The 15,722-nt window shown below is 45.8% G+C and carries 8 protein-coding genes; 5 read left to right on the plus strand and 3 right to left on the minus strand.

The genetic code is table 11. The features are described from left to right. Positions 1-16: 16 nt before the first annotated feature. Together NIAKO_RS06545 and NIAKO_RS06550 are read left to right on the plus strand one after the other, a co-directional pair. Positions 17-1,654 carry a RagB/SusD family nutrient uptake outer membrane protein gene (locus tag NIAKO_RS06545; RefSeq protein ID WP_014217617.1) on the plus strand — a complete coding sequence of 546 codons (1,638 nt, stop codon included), beginning with the start codon at positions 17-19 and terminating at the stop codon, positions 1,652-1,654. 143 nt (positions 1,655-1,797) lie between these two features. Beyond that, positions 1,798-2,967 carry a Gfo/Idh/MocA family protein gene (locus tag NIAKO_RS06550; RefSeq protein ID WP_014217618.1) on the plus strand — a complete coding sequence of 390 codons (1,170 nt, stop codon included), beginning with the start codon at positions 1,798-1,800 and terminating at the stop codon, positions 2,965-2,967. A gap of 9 nt (positions 2,968-2,976) precedes the next feature. Here the strand turns inward: NIAKO_RS06550 and NIAKO_RS06555 are convergent, their stop codons facing one another. Further along, complete coding sequence (locus tag NIAKO_RS06555) at positions 2,977-5,376, minus strand: ABC transporter permease (RefSeq protein WP_014217619.1); 2,400 nt, start codon at positions 5,374-5,376, stop codon at positions 2,977-2,979. Between the two features lie 366 nt (positions 5,377-5,742). Between NIAKO_RS06555 and pelA the strand changes: the two genes are divergently transcribed. Beyond that, positions 5,743-6,936, plus strand: a complete 1,194-nt coding sequence (gene pelA, locus NIAKO_RS06560) for a pectate lyase (protein WP_014217620.1) — start codon at positions 5,743-5,745, stop codon at positions 6,934-6,936. Here the strand turns inward: pelA and NIAKO_RS06565 are convergent. Together NIAKO_RS06565 and NIAKO_RS06570 are read right to left on the minus strand one after the other, a co-directional pair. Next, positions 6,933-8,081 (minus strand): DUF3179 domain-containing (seleno)protein, encoded by a 1,149-nt coding sequence (locus tag NIAKO_RS06565; RefSeq protein ID WP_014217621.1) that lies wholly within the window; start codon positions 8,079-8,081, stop codon positions 6,933-6,935. The genes pelA and NIAKO_RS06565 overlap by 4 nt on opposite strands. Positions 8,082-8,131: 50 nt before the next feature. Continuing rightward, a complete protein-coding gene (locus NIAKO_RS06570; protein WP_014217622.1) occupies positions 8,132-8,902 on the minus strand; it encodes a DUF3050 domain-containing protein in 771 nt (256 codons plus the stop codon). Positions 8,903-10,481: 1,579 nt separating this feature from the next. On the opposite strand from NIAKO_RS06570, the gene NIAKO_RS06575 reads away from it, so the two are divergent. Next, the gene (locus tag NIAKO_RS06575; protein ID WP_041346426.1) at positions 10,482-13,553 is read left to right on the plus strand and encodes a SusC/RagA family TonB-linked outer membrane protein; all 3,072 of its coding nucleotides are present in this window, start codon (positions 10,482-10,484) and stop codon (positions 13,551-13,553) included. 30 nt (positions 13,554-13,583) lie between these two features. Next, complete coding sequence (locus NIAKO_RS06580; protein ID WP_014217624.1) at positions 13,584-15,536, plus strand: RagB/SusD family nutrient uptake outer membrane protein; 1,953 nt, start codon at positions 13,584-13,586, stop codon at positions 15,534-15,536. The last annotated feature ends 186 nt before the right edge of the window (positions 15,537-15,722 follow it).

A 15,722-nucleotide genomic window follows, 5' to 3' on the forward strand; every position in this document is an offset into this window, starting at 1 on the left:
TAAAAATATTATTCCAATGAAAATAAAGATACTATCCATATTGTGTGTGCTGGTAATACTACAGGGAAGTTGCAGAAAAGAAGAACTGAATGTGCAAAATCCCAATTCACCTACACCTGGGAATGCAAAAACAGAAGCCGGGATTTTGTCATTAGCCCTCGGCGCAGTCTATCAAACCGGTTTTAACGGCATCACGGATACGAAATATTCAGGTTCGTTCCTCGGAAGCAGTTTCTGGTTCCTGGCGCCTGCTTATCACGACCTGATGGCGGATGTTATTTCAGCCGAAGCTGCCAATAACATCATTAACCAGGTAAGCGTACCTGATTATGTGGTATTTGACGATGGCAGCAAGGTTACCAACTCTGCCCCGGCCAAACAGGTGGTGCGGCTCAATAATTCCCGTACGAAGGCCGGGAGTAATATGTTTTATTTTGAATGGACGTGGATGTATTTTTTAAACAATGCCTGCAACCTGGTGCTTGAAACGGTTGATAAGGTGAGTTTTACCGGTGACGCAGATACCAAAAGAAATGCCTTAAGGGCATGGGCTTATTTCTGGAAGGGATATGCGTATTCCCGGATTGGCTCTGTTTATTACGCCGGTCTTATAAAAAATGAATCTGCTGTCATCAACGGGCTTTACAAGTCAAGCGCTGAAATAATAGCAGAGTCCGATGCCAATTACAACAAAGCGCTCGAGGCATTGAACGGCATCAGCACCCTCACTGATTATACCGCGATGTTAAAAGTGCTGATCCCAACACAATGTCAAACAGGTAAAGGCGGTGTGCTCACGCCGGCCATGTGGATCCATACGATCAACACCATGAAAGCCCGCAACATTTTAGTGAATAAAAGGATGAAAGACATGACTGCTGCCGATTGGAATAACATACTTACCCTTGTAAATAGCGGCGTTACCAGCAGTGATCTTGTTTTTACCGGCCGTTCGGCTTCGGCAGGCAGCTTTCTCAGCGCTACTACAGGCAGCGTGGCGGCCATGACAACAGGCGACCCAACCAGTACTACCTATAAGATCAGCGAACGCCTGATCCAGGAATATAAAACAGGAGATAAACGGCAGGCAAATAATTTTTCCCAGGTAACCGCCTACCTTAACCAGAAGGGCGGGTTCACTTTCAGTACGAGATACAGGTTGTTAGATGGCGGCAGCGCGTTAAGCGGTGTACAGATAGTGTCGAGCAGAACAGTAGGAGCGTATGAATTATACCTGGCGGCCACTTATGAAGAAAACGAACTGATGAAGGCGGAAGCCAATATAAAACTCAATAATATCACTACCGGGCTTGCCAGTGTGGATGCCGTGCGCACCTACCAGGGTTCAGGACTTTCGGCTGTGTCGGGTGTCATTACAGATCCGGCCCAGGCGTATGAAGAATTGCGCAGGGAAAGAAGGGTGGCGTTGTTATTCCGCAACGTTGCCCTGTACGACTACCGCCGGTGGGGATACCTCGATGATGTTTCAGCAGGCGGAGGAAGGACCAATGCAGTGGTGGTAAGCAGTACCGGGGTAGTGAACACCAAAGCAACCATCAATTATAATTTTCTCGATTACTGGGATGTGCCGGATGATGAATTGTCGTTAAACCCGCCAATTGCCGGCAGTGCGCCCGTACAGAATCCTAAATAACTGCCTTATCCTTGGATTTTTCTCATGAAATAGCTCCGCGAAAGCGGGGCTATTGATTTATCAGGAATGATGAACAATTTCACGAACGATTTGATTAAATTAGCTTTACTATTATTGTATTCGTAAAAAATCTATCTAACGATATGCCAAAGCCATACTCCAATCGCCGAAAGTTTTTAAGAGACGCAGCTACTGTTACAGGAATGGGTTTATTTGCGGGTTTTCCCGGAAACATAATTGCCGCTGACAACTATCATTCAGACATCGATCCCACGCCGGCAAAACAGTGGGATGAACCACGCATAAAATTCTCAGTAATAGGCATCAACCATGGCCACATTTATGGACAGGTAGGCGCCGTGATCAGGGGTGGGGGACAACTGGTATCCCTGTATGCAAAAGAACCCGAGCTGGTGGCGGAATTTACCAAACGATATCCGCAGGTGAAGGTGGCTGCCAGCGAAAAAGAGATCCTGGAAGATAAATCCGTTCAATTGATCCTGAGTGCTGCTATTCCTGTTGACCGCGCAGGCATTGGCATCCGGGTTATGCAGCACGGGAAAGATTATATGTCAGATAAACCCGGCATTACCACCCTGGAACAACTGGAAGAAGTGCGCAAGGTGCAAAAGCAAACCAACCGTATTTATTCCATTATGTACAGCGAGCGGTTCGAGAACAAAGCAACGGTTAAGGCGGGTGAGCTGGTGAAAGAAGGCGCTATTGGAAATGTCATTCAAACCGTTGTTATGGCCCCGCACCGCATGGGTGCAAAGGATCGACCCCAATGGTTCTTTGATAAAAAATATTTTGGCGGCGTTATTACCGATATCGGTTCTCATCAGTTTGACCAGTTCCTTTATTTCACCAATTCTGACAAGGCAGACATCATCGCCTCCCAGGTTGGCAATGTGGCGCATCCGCAGTATCCCCAGTTTGAAGACTTTGGTGATATTATGTTGCGGGGTAACGGGGGCGCTGGTTATATCCGGGTGGACTGGTTTACACCGGACGGGTTAAAAACCTGGGGTGATGGCAGACTGACCATTCTTGGCACCAAAGGGTATATTGAAGTGCGTAAGAACATAGACATCGCGGTTCATCCCAATGCCAACCATCTTTATTTAGTGAACGACAAAGACACCCAATACATAGATTGCAATAATGTAGAATTGCCCTACGGCAAACTATTGGTTGATGACGTGCTTAACAGAACGGAAACGGCCATGACCCAACACCATTGCTTCCTGGCAACAGAACTGGCCCTGAAAGCCCAGAAAAATGCGCAGAAGCTCAATTATAATAAGGCGTAAGAGCGGAGCTTACTCTGCCCGCAAACTCCTGACCGGGCTCGCCAATGCCGCCCTGATAGATTGAAAGCTCACCGTGATCAATGCGATCAAAAAAGCGATCAATCCGGCGAGCAGGAATATAGTAATGTGTATATGTATCCGGTAGGCAAAATCCTGTAACCATTTATTCATGGCATACCAGCCAATGGGGGAGGCAATAAGAATAGCGATGGCTACCAGTTTTACAAAGTCACCAGAAAGCATGTTTATGATTTGGCTGGTGCTGGCGCCGATCACTTTGCGAACAGCGATCTCTTTATTCCGTTGTTCAGCGGCATAAGCGCTTAGGCCGAACAGTCCCAGACAGGCAATTACGATCGCCAGTACACTAAATGAAATGAAGATTTGCTTCATCTGTTGTTCTGTACGATAGGTGGCATCAAAATCATCGTCCATAAATGACCAGGTGAATTGCGCTGTATGGTGGGCAAACTGATGCCATTTATTTTCCACCTGCATCATAAGGGCAGGCAGGTTGCTGGTGCTGATCCGTATTGTAACAGCACCGTTGTCATGTTCATTTACCAGCGCCAGCGGCTTTACATCGTTCCGTAAGGAGCTGTAGTTGAAATCTTTTACCACGCCAACGATATGGTAGGCCTGCAAGCCAAAGCTGTTCCTGTAGATGGTTTTATTCAGCGGGTCTGTAAATCCCATTTTTCTTACAAAGGCTTCATTCACTATTACGGCCATTGAATCGGAAGCCAGCTGCTTTGAAAAATTGCGGCCACTTACCATTTGCATCCGCATTGTTTTGATATAGTCCTCATCGACCGGCCAAAATTCAGTAAGCACATCCTGTTTTATATCAATGGGTACTTGCGGAAATAATCCTGTTATATGCCTTTCTTTACCGGTAGGTAGAAAGCGGGAGATGGTTATATCCTGAACACCGGGTAGTTGTTTTAATTCCTGTTTGAAGTTCCCGATGCTGTTGCCTAACCGGCCGGTATTTTTGATCACCAGCATCTGGCTTCTGTTGTACCCGGTGTCCCTGTTCTGCATATAAGTAAGCTGGTTATATACTACTAGGGTGCCTATAATAAGAAAGATGGATATTGAAAATTGAAACACCACTAAAAAGTTCCGTAAATAGCTGTTTTTAAAACCGCCGGCTAACCTGCCTTTCAGTACCAGTATAGGCCTGAAGGCTGATAGATATAAGGCAGGATAGATACCGGCCAGGCAGCCTACTATCCCTGTAACCAGCAACAAAACAGGAAGGGCAGTTAATAAGATGGCGCCGGTGATGTGAAGCTGCTTGTCGGCAAGCTGGTTGAAGAATGGCAGCATTAACCGAACCATCAACATGGCCAGGAGCGTGGAAATGAGTGCCATCAAAACCGACTCAGTGAGAAACTGGCCAATTAAGCTTAGCCGGGAAGAACCGATCACTTTGCGCACACCTACTTCTTTTGCCCGGTTGGCAGACCTTGCCGTTGACAGGTTGATGAAATTGATACAGGCGATCAACAGGATGAAAAAGGCAATCACCGCAAAGATGGTGACGTACCTGATATCGCCGCCCTTCTCCAATTCATATTGACTGGTTGAATACAGGTGAATGTTCAAAAGCGGCATTAAAACAACCTCCAGGAAATTATCATTGGCAGTTATAGATGCAGGATAATGCTGCAATTCAATGCCGCGGATCGCGGCTTCCAGTTTTGGTATATTGGTTCCCGGCTTTAACAGTACGTAATTGTGAATGCCACTGTAGCCCCAACTTGTAACCTTGCTTTCGGGTAACGAAGAAAACGACAAAAGGAGATCGTACCTGAAATGAGACTGGGTGGGCAGATCTTTAATTACCCCGGTAATTCTATATACGTTAGAATCGTTGATGGTAAGGGTTTCGCCCACCACGTTCGTACGATTAAAATATTTCCGGGCTGTACTTTCGGTGATCACGGCCGAAAAAGGGTCCGATAAGGAATTAGCTTTGTTCCCTTCAATCATTGGTAAGGTAAAAACATCAAACAGTTCCGACTCGGCAAACACGATCTTATTTTCTTCTATCACCTCGTTGTCTTTTTTTACAAAGAACTTTTTCGGCGAAATAAACAGGCTCGATGCCGGGATGAGGCGGGTGGTCTTTTCAATGTCCGGTAACTCCAGGAGCGCTTCTTTCAGGGGCTTTTCCGATGTTGCATACAAGGCTTCGTTCCCGTTTAGCCGAACGTGCGAAGTAATGCGGTAGATGCGACTGGCATTTACATTGAATTTATCGTAACTGAGTTCATCCAGCACGTAGATCACGATCAACAGGCAGGCGGCAATACCGGCCGATAACCCAATGATATTGATAATACTGAAACCTACATTATTCTTAAGCGACCGTAAAGCAGTTTTAAACCAGGTAGCAAACATAGTGGGCACCATTTGTTACTTTTCATTAAACAATATGCCAACTATTAGTCAGGTGGTTATCAAAAATTTAAACATATAATTACCGGCCGGGTGTTCGGTTTCGATACGGGCTTGTCCGCATTTATTACAGCGTTTGTAAACAAGCTGATTAGAAATGGCTCTCCTGTGATCTTTAATCGGTTTTATGGGTCACTTGTTGTCAAAAAACAATTCATTTCCCCTTTTTGGGCAACCCGCCAGGCGTAAATAACGTCTGGTTAACGCGTATTGTCGAATTTTTAAAAGTAATTGACCAAAATTTAAACCACCTGGTCGTTACACCCAGGTAAGTTTGTTCCTGCAAATTCAAAACACGTTGGATACCATATGAAATATTCTATCGCATTGTTCGCTGTTTTTTCCCTGTTTGGCGCCGGCCAGGCTGTTAACGGGCAAACAAGCCTGGACCGCATCGATCCCCGGCCGTTTGGTGACAATTCAGGCCACTGGTATATGGGCAAGGACGATAAACGCATGATCAATCCCATGCCCGGCAAACCGCAGTATCAGCCCAATCAACTGGCTGAGATCGGCGATAACATCATCCTTTTTCAGAAAGACAATGGAGGCTGGCCGAAGAATTACGACTTCTTTGCTATTTTGACCGATGCCCAGAAAGATTCAGTAAGCAGAAAGCATAACGAATTAAATACCACATTCGATAATGGAACCACGTATACCCACATCGCCGCGCTTTCGATTATTTATAAGGCCACTCATGTTGAAAAATACCGCGATGCGGCGATAAAAGGACTGCACTTTTTGTTAAAGGCCCAATATGATAATGGCGGCTGGCCGCAATATTATCCCATCGAGAAGAACAATTATAGCAGTGAGATCACTTTTAACGACGGCGCTTTTAATGGCATTATGGTGTTGCTGCGGGATATGATCAATAAAGCACCACAATACGATTACCTGGATGCGTCAGACCGCTTGAAAGCTGAACAGGCCTATAACAAGGGCATTGACTGTATCATTAAAACGCAGATCAACGACGCGGGTGTTCCTACGGCCTGGTGCCAGCAATATGATGAGCGTACGCTGCAGCCTGCCTGGGCCCGGAAATTTGAACCGCCAAGTATTAGTAATGGAGAAAGCGCCGACGTGGTCCTTTTCCTTATGAATATCGATCATCCCGAACAACGCGTGATCGATGCTGTACAATACGCGGTGAAATGGTTTCAGGACTCGAAGATCTACAATACCCGGGTTGACGTTATTCCTGCTCCCAGAATGGAAACGCCGTTCCGCACGTCCACTACTGACCGGGTAGTGGTGCGCGATACAACAGCTGCGCCCATCTGGACACGCTATTATGAACTGAAAACGCACAAGCCGCTGTTCTGTAACCGGGATAGCAAAGTAGTTTATTCACTGGCCGAAGTTGACCGGGAAAGACGTGATGGCTATGCGTGGTATACTTATGCCCCACAAAAAGTATTAAACAAGTATCACGACTGGCAAAAGAAATGGTCGCCCGGGAAGGATGTGCTGGCCAAAATCGGGTCAGGTTACTAATGCGATAAATACCTTCCAGTCTGTGGGTTAAACGTTCGCCAGCTATGCCAGAATTCCTGGTAGGCCTGTAACGGTTGTAATGAATAAGAAGTATCAATACCTGTGCCGTCTATTCTGAAATGTTTGTTGTTTAAAAGAAGGGTATCGTTTTTCAATAATAAGTGGGCATTCGCCGAAGGTAAGCCAAATGCAAAAAAGCTCCTGTTGTCTGAAGCCAGCACAACAGCCAGGAAAGTACCATCTACGTTATCGTGAATGATCCTTTCTTTTTTTAACAGGTTCCAGTCATAGGCTTTTTGACCGGTTGCGGTTTTTATGCCTATCACCCATGATTTATCCTTCCAGGAAAGGCTGTCAGTTCCCGTGAGTTTGCTCTTGCTTGCGCCGCTTTCATATTTCAGGGTGGAATCATAGGAAGTGATAAAAACGGGATCAGCCTGCATAATCTTTGAATCGGGATGCAATTCCAGCCATTTGGCCATCGACGTTTGTGTGCTCAGCACTTCAGGCAATTGCTGACCTTTTAATTTTCCTGCTACTGCTTTACCGGTTGCCTGCTGCCACCAGCTTTTGGAGCCGGCATCTTCCAGCATGGCATTGAAGTGGTCCATTCCCACCAGCCTGAACGTTTCTTTTTTTCCATTCATAACCGGCTCATATACCCGCCCGGTGCGGCAGACTGTACAATAGGTAACCAGTATGGGTTTACCCCCAACTACATCCTGCACGTGATGATGGTAGCCTAAAAACCGGATTGGATAAGCTTTCGATTCGCCGTTTATGGTAACACCGATCACCAGCCGGTCGCGGTCTACTTTGTTTTCTGCTGTGCCGGCGAATAGTATGTTTTGAGGCTGTTTAAACATAGCGTCGGCCGCCATCTTGTAATTAGCCATATAAATTACCGCGGCAAGAATAATAATGGGTACTGCCAGGGCCCATTTTCTGCGCCATGAACCGCGTACAAGTCCAATAATGATCATTACCCCGAATAAGCAGCGAAATCCCCAACGCCATCGATATAAGAAATAGGCGGTATCGATGCTGTTCATTCGCTGACTGCCAGGCATTGGCATAATGAAGTAAATAGCGGCTACTTCAAAAAGGAGTAAGGCTATGCAGCCCAACCAAAAGAGTTTTTTCATATGCAGTTGTAGTAATACAATTTACTGAAAAAACTTTAATGTCCGCCTTATTATGCCCTATAGGCACTGGCGATAGCGTCCCATAATTTTATCCGGTGTAAAAGGGCATTCTTTACTGCATCGGTGGCCTCTTGCCATTTTGCTGCGTCGGTGCCGTTAAGCGCTGACGTCATTTTATAGGCCAGCTGAGAGTGGTGTTCGCCATCTACCTCAATATGCCGCTCCAGGTAGTATTTTAACGTACTGAATTTATTGTCCGTTTGTTTGTTCAGTTCACTTACAAAAGTGATAAACATGCCAGGGATAAGATCTTCTCTTCCAAAAGTAAAAACGGCTGCCTGAACGTGAGGTTTGTTGCTATTTACTACAGCAAACGTGCTTTGAACGAAATCAGCTGAAGCCAACGGCGTTTTGGCGGTATGAAGGCTATCTGTCAGGGATGCTTTTTTCTTCAGACTATTGATAAACGTGTTGATCGGATCCAGGTTGCAGCCCGCTTCTTCCATGGCTCTTAAATACAACTCGAAATGACTGGTGCGGTTGCCCTGTTCATCTATGTCAGATTCTTCGCCCAAAACGATCTCATTGATCAGGTACCTGGTTTGCGCATTTCCCACAGGTACCCAGGGAAGTTCAATGCCGGTAAGATTGCGCTGGAGCGATTTCAACAGGGACATAAAATCCCAGACAGCATAAACGTGGTGCTCCATGAATGTGCTCAGCCGGTTGATATTATTGGTTTCGGCATACAAAGGATGTTGGATCAATTGCTGGCGCAAAGGTTCAATGTCACGCCTCAATGCATTCAGGTATTCGCTCATAGTTTTTAAAAGGCGCAAAGATATATAATCGGCAATAGTACATACATTTTAATGTTCCATAAGCAGCATAACCCGCATTTCGACGGCCTTACCCTTATAAACAAGATAAAAATGACCAATAAGAAATTGCGGTCTCCTTGCTTTCGGGTAACGAAGAAAAGACAAAAAGAAATCGTACAGGCTTACTAACCGCATTTTAAAAGTAACACCATCAAGTTCTACAGCTTATGTGCGGGAAGGCAGTGGAATGTACTCAGTTTGTATAAAAACTGGCACCGGCGGCCTCTTACGCAAAGCGAAATACACTTATTATGGCCGCAAGCGGTTGGGAATGGTGACAACTCATGAGGGACAGGATGCTGTGGTAGTGCAGGGGTGCGGCTTCAACAACGGAACAAGTAGTACCTGTACACGTGGGGAAAAGAAAAAGCCAGTATAGATCAAATCGGGAAAAGTTTAAATATTACACATGTAATTTCTTTTTGGGAGATTAGTAATAGCATAACTAACAGTCATATGAGAGGTCATGCCGATGTTGGAATTGGAATGCGTGCTAATATGTTTCAAAATTTTAAGATCAGTGATGCTTGCAACCGTAGTCCTTTTCAAATTCCTTCGGATACAATTTGTTTTAATTTCTAACATCCTGAAACTCTCCTCTCATATTTCAATTTACCAATCCCATAAAACATTTAGCTGGCCCAATAATTCGTTTTGCTTGCTCCGTAATCGTTTATAACACGTACATAATTAAGTCACTACCTCCGCGATTAACCCGGTACGCTGCTCCCACCTACACCTAGCCTCCCATTTTTACTTTAATACTTCCAAATTCAAAAACTATCCTCCACAATTTTAGTGCAAGGCAGCAAATTCTATTTGGAACTCCAGCAATTTTTGCTGAAGCCTGAATAATTTTACTTTGGGACTGCCTATTTCAATTTTAGGTGATCCGTGCTATATATATCAGACCAAAAGTTAGTTCATGCCTTCCAAAAGTTTCCAGGCAGCCACAAAAAGTTTGTAGACCCCTATAAAAAATCGATACGAGGCTAGAAAAAATCACCTGGAAGCTTCCAAAAGTTAAAATGATGGTTGCCCAAGTAATTTTCAACTTCGCCTAAGGAATTTTGAACCTGGCTCAACCTATTGGGAGAACAGCACAATTAGATTGGCGCATCGGGCAATCTATATTGAACTTCCTGGGTGCTATTTGCCTCCTCAGACAATGCAAAGGCGTCACCCGAAATACTATTCCTGTCATCCCAAAAGCTGAAGTTGCCAAACAATAAGCGGAAGTAGTAAAAAAAATATCATTTCCCTAATAAAATAATCCTCCCCGCAAATCCTGCCCACATTTTAATGTTCCATAAGCAGCATAACCCCCGGTTCAACGGCCTTACCCTTATAAACAAGATAAAAATGACCAATAAGAAAAGGCCCGGTCTTTTCAGGATGGTACAGGATGGCTCAGGATGATTTTAGCATCAGGAAAGGATAACTTACTAATGCTTTTGTAAAATTAAACCGAACTGCTAATATGAAACAAACGATTGCTTGCAAGCGACATGTCATACTCATGTCGCTTCTGAATCTCTTTGCTATTTTTTCTTTCGCGCAAACCAATTTCCCCGTAACCGGTAAAATTACAGACAATGCTGGCAGCCCCCTGCAGGGTGTTACTGTGCAGGTAAAGGGCGGCAAAGTAGTGACCACTACGGCTGCGGATGGAACTTTCTCCCTTCACGCGCCATCCGGCACATCCATTCTTGTTCTTAGTTCGGTTGGGTTTATTACCAAGGAAGTACCCATTGAAAACAAGGAACAGTTAACGATCACCTTAAGCACGGCCGATAACTCGATGGACCAGGTGGTGGTTATTGGTTATGGCGCCGTAAAAAAGAAAGATGTAACAGGGGCTGTTACTGGTATTGGTGAAAAAGACATTAAGTCAAGACCGGTAGATAATGCCCTGCAGGCCATGCAGGGTAAAGTAGCTGGTGTTGATATTGCTACATCAGAACGTCCCGGTACGGTAGGTACAATTAACATCCGGGGTGTACGTTCATTAACAGCTTCAAATTCACCCCTGTATGTGGTTGATGGGATCCCCCTTATGACAGGAGGGATCGAATACATCAACCCCAGTGATATTGAGTCCATCGATGTATTGAAAGACGCTTCGGCAACGGCCATTTATGGTTCCCGGGGCGCCAATGGGGTAGTGATAGTTACCACTAAACAGGCCAAGGCCGGCAGAACCTCCCTGAATTTGAACCTGAGTACAACATCTGAAAAACTGATTGACCGGGAGGACATGTTCAATGCCTCCGATTATATAACTTTTCGCCGCTGGGCCAGGTATTACCAGGCCCCGGCCACCTATGCGCGTGGTGACCAACCCACTATTGCCAATGATAAAACCATCTTCCTGGCCACCAGCGACCCCACAGCCTGGGCAAATATTCAAAAAGGCTGGGCCTCCGGAACCTGGGACGGCTCAAAGGTGGCCACTACCGACTGGCGGGGAATGGTTACTCAAACCGGCATCACCAAAAACCTGAATATGAGCGTGAGTGGTGGTAGTGAGAAAGCAAAAGCCTACGCTTCATTCGGCTATTTAAATAATACCGGTACAACAAAAGGACAGAGCTATACCCGGTATACAGTTAATGTGAATGGTGATGTGAATGCCACCAAATGGCTTCAGTTCGGTACTAACCTTACGGTATCGTACATGAAACAGGAATTCGGGCAATCCAAAATAGGTGCTACCACCGTGTCTTCCTCAAACAGCCTGTATGAATCTGCCAGGGCCCTGTTTCCTTATGCGATGCCTTATGATTCTGCCGGAAACCGGATCTACAACCCCGGTGGCGATATTGCCTTTAAAAATGTAGCCAACGAGTGGAATTTAAACCAGGACCAACGGGTAACGCTGCGCGCTTTTGCCAGTATTTACGGACAGATTGACCTGGGCAACATTCTCCCGGTTTTAAAGGGTTTAAAATACCGGTTGAATTTCGGTCCGGACTACTCCAACTACCGGGATGGCACTTATATCGATGCCAATTCGGTTATCAGCAGCGGCTCCAATTCTGCTTCGCTTAACAAACAGCAGACGTTCTCTTATACCCTCGATAACCTGGTGTATTATAATAAGACCATCGGCCGTCACGACATTGGAGTTACTTTACTGGCCAGCCAGACTAAATTTACAAGTGACAGTAGTTATATTTCTGCTAACGGTATTCCTTTTGGCAGTCAGAAATGGAATGCGTTATCGAAAAACTATATTCCCGCAGCTAATTTAACAGGATATGCATCGGGTTTGCTCGAAAGCCAGTTGCAGTCGTTGATGGCCCGCATCAACTACAGTTATAACGACAAGTACCTGTTAACTGTTTCTGCCCGCCGTGATGGCGCCTCCATGCTGGCTGAAGGGCACAAATATTCCTGGTTCCCTTCAATGGCCATTGCCTGGCGCATCAACAATGAAGACTTTATGAAAAACGCCACCTGGGTAAATGACTTTAAATTGCGGTTGGGGGTAGGAACTACCGGTAACTCGGCCATCAAACCATACGCTACCCAAGGTGCTACCACCTCGCTCTTTTATCCATTTACCACATCCACAACCGTTATTACGCCCGGCGGTATTCCCCCGGCTACCTTTGCCAACCAATCGCTGGGCTGGGAAAAGACCACGCAATATAACCTGGGTATCGACTTCTCCGTGCTGAACAGAAGGGTCTTCGGTAGCCTGGATCTGTATAAATCAAGAACCACCGATCTGCTGGTGCAGATGTCTATCCCCACTGTTACCGGTTATACAAACACCTTTGCCAATGTGGGCGAAACCAGGAACAAGGGAATGGACCTGAGTTTAACAACGGTCAATATAAACAGAAGAGACTTTACCTGGACAACCACTATGAGTATCTCCTGGCAAAAAGATGAGATCGTTTCCCTCTCCAACGGCAAGCAGGACGATATCAATAACAACTGGTTCATTGGCCAGTCGATAGGAATGATCTATGGGTACCAGAGTGCAGGCATCTGGCAGGTTGCCGATTCAAACACGTACAGGGCATATAATACGAAAGGGAAAACCAATTTTTCACCTGGTAATGCCCGGCCGAAAGATATCAATGGCGATACCCTTATTGACGCCAACCACGACCGCGTACTTGTTGGCAATTCAAGACCAAGATGGATTGTGGGTATGACCAATACCTTCACCTACAAAAACTTTGAATTGTCCGTCTTCCTGTATGGCCGGTTGAAATATACCTATAACACAGGTGGCGAAGCAGAAGTTGCCCGTGGTACACAACGGTCGATCAATTATTGGAATGATAATAATATGCACGCAGATTACCAAAAGCCTATCTATTCTGAAGGAAGCGGCGATTCTTACTATGTGGTATTAGGTTATAAGAGTGGCTCGTTTATCAAGATCCGCAATATCTCGTTAGGGTATACGCTCGATCACAAAGCGTTAAAGACAAATGCGATCTCCAGCTTAAAAGTATATGCACAGGTGGTGAACCCGGCAATCCTGTTTTCAAAGGTCGGCTGGTTGGATATGGATACACAATCGCCTGTCTATAACAGGGGCATCACCTTTGGTATAAACGCAGCATTTTAACCCTAACCATTAACGATAAAATACAAGACAATGAACACAAAGAAAATAATATATAGTATATCGCTTCTGGCAGGGTTGATTGCGATGGCATCCTGCAAGAAAGATTTCCTGAACGAGACATTGACTACCGACAGGAACCTGGAGTATTTTAAAACCGATGCCGGCATTCAGGCATTGGCAGTAGGTACTTATTACCAGGTGTTTGCTTTGCCATTTGCTTCTGAGTGGGCTTATTGTACAATGAACTATGGGGTGGATGAGTTTATGGTAGGCGGCGACCCTTCCAATGGTTCCTGGAACAACTACGATGCAGGATACAAATCGATAGTTACCATTAATAACGGTAATACGGCAACAGCCAATGTGCAATGGGATACCTTGTATACCGGCATCGGCGATGCCAACCTGTTGATAAAAAATGCCACTGCCAGCACCTCTACTTCAGATGTTATTAAAAAACAATCGTTGGGCGAAGGATATTTCTTCAGGGCATATTGCTACCTGCACCTGGTTTCACAATACGGCGGCGTGCCGCTGAAGACAGAGCCCAGCACCACGATTGAAAAGGAATTTACCCGGGCAACACCTGAAGAGGTGTACAAACAGATCATCGATGATTTTAAACAGGCCTATAACCTGTTGTCCAATGGAAGTTCGCCCGCAAGGATCACCAAAGATGCGGCAGCACACTACCTGGCAAAAGCCTACCTTTTCCGCGCCAGCGAGATCAATGATTCCTGGAACTCAGCTTACAAAGCTGCCGACCTGGCTGCGATTGTGCCTTTGTGTGACGAAGTAATTTCTCACCATCCGCTCACGCCCCAGTTTGCAGACCTTTGGAAATATACCGGTCCGGACGCTGCTAACGAAAAGCTGCAGGAACTGATCCTCTCGGCGCAATTCACGGCCGATGTTTCTACCAACGGCGCCAATACCCAGCACCTGTACTGGGGATCCCGTTACGACGATATTTCCCAAATGCAACGTGATATTACCGGCGACCGGCCATTCAGCCGTTTGCGCACCAATTATTATATGTTCAGGATCTATGACCAGGTTAATGACTCCCGGTTCTGGAAAAGCTTCAGAACAAAATGGCGGTTGAATAAATCTGCCGGTTCTTACTATGTAAACGGCGATCTGGGCATTATGTTTGTCATCAATCAGCCTGGCGATAACCGCTTTTCTGCATACAAGCTGAACGATGTGGTTACGTATAGTAAAACAGGTAAAACCATTCCGAACGTATATGTTGCCTTTCCTACCGGAGTAAATACCGATGGCGCCATGTTGGTTGACGTGCGGTTCCCTTCTTTAAGCAAACATTTGGATGGGTCAAGGATAGCATTGAATGAAACCCGGGGTTTACGGGACATGAACCTGGCCCGCTCCGCAGAAACTTACCTCATGGCGGCTGAAGCCAAGGTGAGGCTGGCAAAGCTGGGGACCGGCGCGTATACCGATGCTCTGACTTATATTAACCCGGTGAGGGCCCGCGCCCAATATGTATCCGGGGAAGATCGTTCCGCTTATTATGATGGCGGTAATGCGCAGGGAACATCCGGTCAAAGCCCTGCCATCAATTCCTTCATCGCGGAGAACTCCTATTACGAGTCGAATAATATCGCGGTTACCACGGCTGCTTCCAACAGCCTGGCTATTACAAATATCAATGCCCTGCCAGCTGGTGATGAATATGTGATCTCCAGGTTGGGATTAACCGGTGATTATGACAGAATGATGGCGCTGGTGCTGGACGAACGTTCAAGAGAACTGGTAGGTGAATACAAACGCTGGGAAGACCTGTCGAGAACAAAAACACTGGTATCGAGGGTAAAAGCATTTAATACTCAGGCAGCGCCTAACATCAGGGACATTCACGTGCTGCGGCCAATTCCGCAAACATACCTCGACGGTATCCAGTTAAACGGTAAGGCATTGTCGGCCGATGAAAAACAATCGCAACAAAATCCCGGATTCTGATAGTGAGTAGTGAGTAGTCAGTAGTGAGTATGGCTCGCTATTTTTCAAGAGTCTTGTAATGTCGGTAACCCACTCACTACTCACTACTCACTACTAACATAGTTATATTAGCAGTAAAGCCCCGGTGGTCTCGCCGGAGCTTTTACATAAATGACTGTTCCTCAATTTGTAAATTTTTGTAACTGT

Origin of the sequence: Niastella koreensis GR20-10 (assembly GCF_000246855.1) — a bacterium.
Classification (GTDB): domain Bacteria; phylum Bacteroidota; class Bacteroidia; order Chitinophagales; family Chitinophagaceae; genus Niastella; species Niastella koreensis.

Excerpts from the sequence above, each read along its gene's own strand:
- NIAKO_RS06545 (WP_014217617.1), top strand. The coding sequence starts at position 17 with ATGAAAATAAAGATACTATCCATATTGTGTGTGCTGGTAATACTACAG.
- NIAKO_RS06550 (WP_014217618.1), top strand. The coding sequence starts at position 1,798 with ATGCCAAAGCCATACTCCAATCGCCGAAAGTTTTTAAGAGACGCAGCT.
- NIAKO_RS06555 (WP_014217619.1), bottom strand. The coding sequence starts at position 5,376 with ATGTTTGCTACCTGGTTTAAAACTGCTTTACGGTCGCTTAAGAATAAT.
- pelA (WP_014217620.1), top strand. The coding sequence starts at position 5,743 with ATGAAATATTCTATCGCATTGTTCGCTGTTTTTTCCCTGTTTGGCGCC.
- NIAKO_RS06565 (WP_014217621.1), bottom strand. The coding sequence starts at position 8,081 with ATGAAAAAACTCTTTTGGTTGGGCTGCATAGCCTTACTCCTTTTTGAA.
- NIAKO_RS06570 (WP_014217622.1), bottom strand. The coding sequence starts at position 8,902 with ATGAGCGAATACCTGAATGCATTGAGGCGTGACATTGAACCTTTGCGC.
- NIAKO_RS06575 (WP_041346426.1), top strand. The coding sequence starts at position 10,482 with ATGTCGCTTCTGAATCTCTTTGCTATTTTTTCTTTCGCGCAAACCAAT.
- NIAKO_RS06580 (WP_014217624.1), top strand. The coding sequence starts at position 13,584 with ATGAACACAAAGAAAATAATATATAGTATATCGCTTCTGGCAGGGTTG.